This window comes from Aeromonas sp. R10-1 (assembly GCF_040908465.1).
Taxonomy (GTDB): Bacteria; Pseudomonadota; Gammaproteobacteria; order Enterobacterales; family Aeromonadaceae; genus Aeromonas; species Aeromonas caviae.
Genome location: NZ_JBFODT010000004.1, coordinates 64,585 through 72,091, shown reverse-complemented (window position 1 = coordinate 72,091; position 7,507 = coordinate 64,585). Strand labels below are relative to the sequence as shown.

9 protein-coding genes and 1 tRNA gene are annotated in these 7,507 nt (G+C 60.8%); all 10 read left to right on the top strand.

Features of this window, described 5'->3' with window-relative positions:
- Window positions 1-17: 17 nt before the first annotated feature.
- Window positions 18-93 (top strand) — tRNA-Thr (locus tag AB5Y93_RS01185).
- Window positions 94-305: 212 nt separating this feature from the next.
- Window positions 306-1,571, top strand: coding sequence for a cytosine deaminase (locus tag AB5Y93_RS01180; RefSeq protein WP_368228672.1), 1,266 nt, complete (start codon window positions 306-308; stop codon window positions 1,569-1,571).
- A gap of 87 nt (window positions 1,572-1,658) precedes the next feature.
- Window positions 1,659-2,036 (top strand): fluoride efflux transporter CrcB, encoded by a 378-nt coding sequence (gene crcB / locus AB5Y93_RS01175; protein ID WP_041212051.1) that lies wholly within the window; start codon window positions 1,659-1,661, stop codon window positions 2,034-2,036.
- A gap of 65 nt (window positions 2,037-2,101) precedes the next feature.
- The gene (ubiE, locus tag AB5Y93_RS01170) at window positions 2,102-2,854 is read left to right on the top strand and encodes a bifunctional demethylmenaquinone methyltransferase/2-methoxy-6-polyprenyl-1,4-benzoquinol methylase UbiE (protein ID WP_039041078.1); all 753 of its coding nucleotides are present in this window, start codon (window positions 2,102-2,104) and stop codon (window positions 2,852-2,854) included.
- Window positions 2,855-2,862: 8 nt separating this feature from the next.
- Window positions 2,863-3,471: an SCP2 domain-containing protein gene (locus AB5Y93_RS01165; protein ID WP_029313421.1), complete on the top strand. Its 609-nt coding sequence runs from the start codon at window positions 2,863-2,865 to the stop codon at window positions 3,469-3,471.
- On the top strand, window positions 3,471-5,111 hold the full coding sequence (gene ubiB / locus AB5Y93_RS01160; protein WP_010672357.1) for a ubiquinone biosynthesis regulatory protein kinase UbiB: 1,641 nt from the start codon (window positions 3,471-3,473) through the stop codon (window positions 5,109-5,111). Before AB5Y93_RS01165 ends, ubiB begins: the two co-directional genes overlap by 1 nt.
- A gap of 39 nt (window positions 5,112-5,150) precedes the next feature.
- Window positions 5,151-5,399 (top strand): Sec-independent protein translocase subunit TatA, encoded by a 249-nt coding sequence (tatA, locus tag AB5Y93_RS01155; RefSeq protein WP_010672358.1) that lies wholly within the window; start codon window positions 5,151-5,153, stop codon window positions 5,397-5,399.
- Between the two features lie 3 nt (window positions 5,400-5,402).
- A complete protein-coding gene (tatB, locus tag AB5Y93_RS01150) occupies window positions 5,403-5,858 on the top strand; it encodes a Sec-independent protein translocase protein TatB (RefSeq protein WP_368228671.1) in 456 nt (151 codons plus the stop codon).
- Window positions 5,855-6,607, top strand: a complete 753-nt coding sequence (gene tatC, locus AB5Y93_RS01145) for a twin-arginine translocase subunit TatC (RefSeq protein ID WP_010672360.1) — start codon at window positions 5,855-5,857, stop codon at window positions 6,605-6,607. The genes tatB and tatC overlap by 4 nt, the downstream gene beginning before the upstream one ends.
- A 111-nt stretch (window positions 6,608-6,718) precedes the next feature.
- Entirely contained in the window at window positions 6,719-7,504 is a 786-nt protein-coding gene (locus tag AB5Y93_RS01140) for a TatD family hydrolase (protein ID WP_041212047.1), read from the top strand.
- Window positions 7,505-7,507 lie beyond the last annotated feature (3 nt).

The window sequence follows — 7,507 nt, the reverse complement described above, 5'->3', positions numbered from 1 at the left end:
TCTTTACCGGTTAGTATGCTGATATGGCTCAGTCGGTAGAGCGCATCCTTGGTAAGGATGAGGTCCCCAGTTCGATTCTGGGTATCAGCACCATTAAATAAGAAAGCCTCCCAATCGGGAGGCTTTTTTGTATCTGCCTTTCAGCCATCCATCGCAAATTGCAGTTCTGCAATGTCGCACCTTCTTGTTGCTGACATATCTTCCCTTTCTATCCCGTATGCTTTCCGGGCGGAGCTTCTCTATTAAAGGGATCCGGGCTAAGTTGTGGATTGGCAAAGACAACTACGCTTTCGAAGGGGAAGAACATGCTGATTAGGAATGTGCGTCTGGCGGGCAGGGAAGGGATGTGGCAAATCCTCTGTCAGGGAGGCGTGATCCGGGCCATCGAGCCCATGAGCACCCAGCTGCTCTCTACCCGCGAGCTTGATGGTGAGCAAGGCCTTGTCATCCCCCCCTTTATCGAGCCTCATATCCATCTTGATACCACCCAGACGGCCGGTGAACCGAGTTGGAACCTCTCCGGCACCCTGTTCGAGGGGATCGAGCGTTGGGCCGAGCGCAAGGCGCTGCTGACCCATGAGGATGTGAAACAACGCGCCATCCAGACACTGAAATGGCAGATTGCCAACGGCATCCAGTTCGTGCGGACTCACGTGGATGTTTCCGACCCCAATCTGGTCGCCTTGAAGGCGATGCTGGAGGTGCGGGAGGAGATGAAGGAGTGGGTGGAGCTGCAGATAGTGGCCTTCCCACAGGAGGGGATCCTCTCCTACCCCAACGGCATGGCATTGCTGGAAGAGGCTCTCAAGCTGGGGGCCGACGTGATCGGTGCCATCCCCCATTTCGAGTTTACCCGGGAGTACGGAGTCGAAAGTCTGCACTACGTCTTCGATCTTGCGGAGAAATATCAGGTTCTGGTGGATGTGCATTGCGATGAAATCGATGACGAACAGTCCCGTTTTATCGAGACGCTGGCAACCCTGGCCTACGAGCGCGGTATTGGCCATAGGGTAACCGCCAGCCACACCACCGCCATGCACTCCTACAACGGAGCCTATGCGTCGCGGCTGTTCAGGCTGCTGAAGATGGCGGGCATCAACTTCGTCGCCAATCCGCTGGTGAACATTCACCTGCAGGGGCGCTTCGATACCTATCCCAAGCGTCGTGGCATCACCCGGGTGAAGGAGATGCTGGAGGCGAACATCAACGTCTGCTTCGGCCACGACGACGTGTTCGATCCCTGGTATCCCATGGGCACGGCCAACATGTTGCAGGTGCTGCATATGGGGCTGCATGTCTGCCAGATCATGGGCTACGAACAGATCAACGACAGTCTCAAGCTGATCAGCTGTCACAGTGCCCGCACCCTGAACGTGCAGGATCGCTACGGCATCGAGGTGGGCAAGCCCGCCAACCTGCTGGTCCTTCCTGCAGAGAATGGTTTCGATGCGGTGCGCCGCCAGGTGCCGGTACGTTATTCCATCCGCCATGGCAGAGTCATCGCCGATACTCGCCCGGCCGAGACGACCCTCCATCTTGTGAATCCAGAACGGGTAGACTTTCGCCGCTAGGGTCTTGCCGGGTCGATTAATTGCCCGGCTGTCCCCTGCTGTCGAGATTTTGCATAATGCCAACCTGACAATCTTGGAGACTGCTTGATGCAAACCTGGTTATTTGTCGCTGTCGGGGGCGCCTTCGGTGCCTGCCTGCGCTTTGGCATCGCCGAGCTGATGGCATGGCTGCTGGGACGCCACTTTCCCTATGGCACCCTGGTGGTCAACGTGGTGGGTTCCTTCATCATGGGGATTGCCTATGCCCTGATCAGCCATGGTCACGTGGTGGAACACCCGATGAAGCCATTGCTGATGGTGGGTGTCCTCGGTGCCCTGACCACCTTCTCCTCCTTTGCCCTCGATACGGTCGTGCTGGCCCAGCAAGGGGCCTATCTGAAGGCTCTGCTCAATATCGGTCTCAATTTGTTCCTCTGTCTGGCCATGGTCGTGCTGGGGATGCAGTTGGTCACAAGCCGGGTTTGAGGTGTCCGCACGCCATCGGCTCTGGTAAACTGGCGGCCATTCTTTGCTCTATGGGTATTTGAGGGATGTCGGAACAGACTACTACTACGCATTTTGGCTATAAAACCGTGGCTGCGACCGAGAAGGAAACCCTGGTCGCCGGTGTCTTTCATTCGGTAGCGGCCAAGTATGATCTGATGAACGATCTGATGTCGTTCGGCATCCATCGCCTCTGGAAGCGCTTTACCATCGACTGCTCCGGTGTCCGCAAAGGACAGAAGGTGCTGGATCTGGCTGGCGGCACAGGGGATCTGACCGCCAAGTTCTCCCGCATCGTGGGTGAGACCGGCCAGGTGGTCCTGGCGGACATCAACGACTCCATGCTGAAAGTGGGTCGCGACAAACTGCGTAACCTGGGGGTGGCCAACAACGTCTCCTACGTGCAGGCCAACGCCGAGGCGCTCCCGTTCCCTGACAACCATTTCGACGTCATCACCATCGGCTTCGGCCTGCGCAACGTCACCGACAAGGACAAGGCGCTTGCCTCCATGTTCCGGGTGCTCAAGCCGGGTGGCCGCCTGCTGGTGCTGGAGTTCTCCAAGCCGGTGAGCGAAGTGATCGCCAAGCTGTATGATCTCTACTCCTTCAAATTGCTGCCGAAAATGGGCGAAATCGTCGCGAATGACAGCGAAAGTTACAAATACCTGGCGGAATCGATCCGCATGCACCCGGATCAGCAGACCCTGGCAGGCATGATGGAGAATGTCGGTTTCGAACAGGTCGAGTTTTACAACCTGACCCAGGGCGTAGTCGCCCTGCACCGCGGTTACAAGTTTTAAGGTCGCCTATGCCGATGGATGCCATGGTCACCGCGGTGATCGAAACCAGCCTCAACCAGTTGCTGGCCCTGGACAAACAGAGCCCGGAGCGGTTGCGCAAGCTGACGGGCAAGGTACTCAAACTGGAGCTGCGCGAACTCAAGCCGCTCTGGTTTGTCTTCTCAGAGCGCCGTCTGGATGTGCTGGCCAGGTTTGAAGGGGAGGCGGATGCGGTGCTGAGCCTCTCCCTGACTGCCCTCGGCCTGCTCAAGGAGCCTTCCGCCCTGACCCGCTACATCCGCGAGGAGAAGCTGGACCTGAGCGGTGACCCCCAGCTGGTGCAGGCATTCAGCGCCCTGCTTGGCGAGCTCGATATCGACTGGGAAGAGGAGCTGTCCCGCTACACCGGCGATGTGGTGGCCCACACCCTGTGCAGTGGTGCCCGTCAGGCTCGCCGTTTTGTGGGGCGAGAGTTGTGCCGTTCCCAGCGTCAAGTGGCTGAGTATTTGACCGAGGAGGCGAGGCTTGCCCCGGGTCCGCTGGAAGTGGCGAGCTTCAATGACGATGTCGAAGAGCTGGCCCAACAGATGAAGGCGATCGAGTTGCGGCTTGCCCGCCTCGAACAGCAGGTGAGCTGATGACCCCGAAGGAGTTCAAACGCCTCTATCGCATCGTCAGCATTCTGCTGGAACAGGGCATCGACGAGCTGGTGCCCGCCCGTTATCAGCCCTGGCCTGGCCGTCTGGCCCGTCGCAGTCTGTTCTGGCTCAAGAACAAGCAGCAAGGCATGAGCCGTGGCGCCCGCATTCGCCTCGCCTTCGAGGCGCTGGGCCCCATCTTCATCAAGTTCGGCCAGATGCTCTCGACCCGCCGAGACCTGCTGCCCCCTGACATTGCCGAAGAGCTGGCCCTGCTGCAGGACAGGGTGCCTCCCTTCTGTGGTCAGGCCGCCCGTCGCCAGATAGAAGAGAGCCTGGGTTGCCCCGTCGAGACTCTGTTCGATGACTTCGACGAGACGCCGCTGGCATCCGCCTCCATCGCCCAGGTGCACACCGCCCGGTTGAAGGAGAACGGCCGCGAGATCGTCATCAAGGTGATCCGTCCCGATATCGAGCCGGTCATCGAGGCCGACCTGCGCCTGATGCAGGCCCTGGCCCGTCTGGTGGCCCGTTTCGTGCCCCAGAGCGGACGACTGCGCCCCGTCGAGGTGGTGGAGGAGTATCGCAAGACCATACTCGACGAGCTCAACCTGATGCGCGAAGCGGCCAACGCCATCCAGCTGCGCCGCAACTTCACCGGTTCCGAGGCGCTCTATGTGCCCGAGGTGTTCACGGACCATTGCCGTGAGCAGGTGCTGGTGATGGAGCGTATCTACGGCATTCCGGTCTCCGACATTGCCGCGCTGGAAGCCAACGGCACCAACATGAAGCTGCTGGCCGAGCGCGGAGTGGAAGTGTTCTTCACCCAGGTGTTCCGTGACAGCTTCTTCCACGCCGACATGCACCCGGGCAACATCTTCGTCTCTTTCGAACACCCCGAGAATCCGCTCTGGATCGGCATCGACTGCGGCATCGTCGGCACCCTCAACCGGGAAGACAAGCGCTACCTGGCGGAGAACTTCCTCGCCTTCTTCAACCGCGACTACCGCCGTGTGGCCGAGCTGCACGTAGAGTCAGGCTGGGTACCGCCCGATACCAAGGTGGACGAGTTCGAGTTCGCCATCCGCACCGTGCTGGAGCCCATCTTCGAGAAACCGCTCTCCGAGATCTCCTTCGGCCACGTGCTGCTCAATCTGTTCAACACCGCCCGTCGCTTCAACATGCAGGTGCAGCCGCAGCTGGTGCTGCTGCAAAAGACCCTGCTCTATGTGGAAGGGCTGGGTCGCCAGCTCTATCCCCAGCTGGATTTGTGGCAGACCGCCAAGCCCTATCTGGAAAACTGGATGCACGAGCAGGTCGGCCCCAAGGCGGTGTGGAATGCCATCAAGGAGAAGGCGCCGTTCTGGGCGGAGAAACTGCCGGAGCTGCCGGAGCTGGTCTATGAGACCCTGCGTCAGGCCCGCCATCAGCAGCACCACTTCGACCAGATGTTTGCCGATTTCCGTCGCCACAGTCGCCGTCAGGGGCAGGCCCGCTACCTCTTAGGGGTTGGAGCCAGCCTGCTGCTCGCGGGTGTATTCTTGCTGACCCAGAAACAACACATTGAGTGGGGACAAATCAGCCTCGCCGGCGCCGGGTTATGCTGGCTGCTGGGTTGGTTGCGAACCCGTTCCCATTAAATAACCTGCGCCATCGGGCGCCTATCCGGAGAGAAAGTCATGGGTGGTATCAGTATTTGGCAGTTGTTGATCATCGCAGTCATCGTCGTGCTGTTGTTCGGCACCAAGAAATTGCGCGGTATCGGCGGCGATCTGGGCGCGGCGGTCAAGGGATTCAAGAAGGCGCTCTCCGATGAGCCGGCCGACACCAAACCCGAGCAGAAAGATGCCGAGTTCCCGACCAAGCAGTTGAACGAGACGGCCAGCAACGCCGAAGCCGCCAAGCAGAAAGACAAAGATCAGGCCTAAGCCATGTTCGACATCGGTTTTTGGGAGCTGGTCGTCATCGGCGTCGTCGCCCTGGTGGTGCTGGGTCCCGAGCGGTTGCCGGTCGCGATCCGCACCGCCAGCCACTGGATAAGGCTGATCCGCAGCACCGCCAACTCGGTCAAGGCCGAGCTGGAACAGGAGCTCAAGTTGCAGGATCTGCACAACGATCTGAAGAAGGCCGAACGGTTGCAGATGAACAACCTGAGCCCCGAGCTGCAGGAGTCCATCGAGCAGTTGAAAGCGGCCGCCCAGTCGGTGAATCGTCCCTATCAGGGGGAGAACGAGATCCGCCCGCCTCGGGAGCCCGCCCAGGTTGAGCCAGCCACTCCGGTGGCGGCCCCGACGCCCACCCCAGAGATGCCGCCGGTCAACAGTCAGCGAGAGAGCGAGCCTGTGCCCGCCAGCGAGTTCGCAGCCAAAGGGGAGGGTAAGCCATGAGTCAGGCAGAACAACCCCTCATCAGCCATCTGGTGGAGCTGAGAACCCGTCTGCTGCGCGCCATCTCCGCCATCCTGCTGGTGTTCATCGCGCTCATCTACTTCTCCAACAACATCTACGACTTCGTGGCCCAGCCGCTGCTCAGCCAGTTGCCGGCAGGCACCAGCATGATAGCGACGGATGTGGCGACACCCTTCATCACGCCCATCAAGCTGACCCTGGTGGTCTCCTTCTTCGTGGCGATCCCCTATCTGCTCTATCAGGCCTGGGCTTTCATCGCACCCGGTCTGTACCAGCACGAACGGCGGCTGATCCTGCCCCTGGTGGCCTCCAGCGCCGTGCTGTTCTATGCGGGGATGGCGTTCGCCTACTACGTGGTGTTCCCCCTGGTGTTCGGCTTCTTCACCAGTACCGCCCCCGCCGGGGTGACGGTGGCGACCGACATCGCCAGCTACCTGGACTTCGTGCTGACCCTGTTCTTCGCGTTCGGGGTGGCGTTCGAGATCCCGGTGGCCACCATACTGCTCTGCTGGACCGGGGTGACCACCCCCAGGAGCCTGAAGGAGAAGCGCCCCTACGTCATCGTCGGGGTCTTCGTGGTCGGTATGTTGCTGACGCCGCCCGATGTCTTCTCCCAGACCCTGCTCGCGATCCCCATGTGGGGCCTGTGGGAGATAGGTCTGTTCTTCGCCCGCTTCTACGTGAAGAAAGAGGACGAAGAGCAGCAACAAACGGAAGAGGGGAGCTGAGGCTCCCTTCCTCTTTTCATGCATCCGTTCGAGGCGTATGGTAAGGCCCCATCGAGTAGATGGTTTTCAAATGCCTGATATGCACCTCGTTTGTCCGGAACCCCTGACTCCATGATCGACATCGGTTTGAACCTGACCAGCAGCCAGTTCGCAGGCGAACAGGCCGACCTGGTGGAACGCGCGCGCGCCGCCGGGGTGGAAGCCCTGATCCTGACCGGCACCGATCTGGCCGGCAGCCGCGAGAGCGCCGCATTGGCCGCCCGCTGGCCCGGTTACTGCTTCTCCACCGCCGGGGTACATCCCCATGATGCCAAAAGCGTCGATGAGGCGACCCTGCCCGCCCTGCGCGAACTGGCGGCCCTGCCCCAGGTGGTGGCCATCGGCGAGTGCGGTCTCGACTACAACCGGGACTTCTCCCCCCGTCCGGTGCAGGACGCGGTGTTTGACGCCCAGCTGGCGCTCGCCGCCGAGCTCGGGATGCCGGTGTTTCTGCACTGCCGCGATGCCCATGACAAATTCGTCGAGATCCTGCGCCCCTGGTTGCCCCGCCTGCCGGGGGCCGTGCTGCACTGCTTCACCGGTTCCGACGCCGAGCTGGACGAGTGCCTGGCGCTGGGGCTGCATATCGGGGTGACCGGCTGGCTCTGTGACGAGCGCCGTGGCCAGCTGCTGCGCGAGCAGGTGGCCCGCATTCCAGCGGGTCGCCTGATGATAGAAACGGACGCCCCCTACCTGGTGCCGCGGGATCTGAAACCCAGGCCCAAACGCAACGAACCCGCTTTTTTGCCGCACATCGCCCAGGTGGTGGCGGCCTGCCGTGGTGAAGCGCCCGAGGCCTTGCTGGCCCATACTCGGGCCACCTCCGCCGCATTCTTCCAACTTCCGCTTTTGGAGTGATTC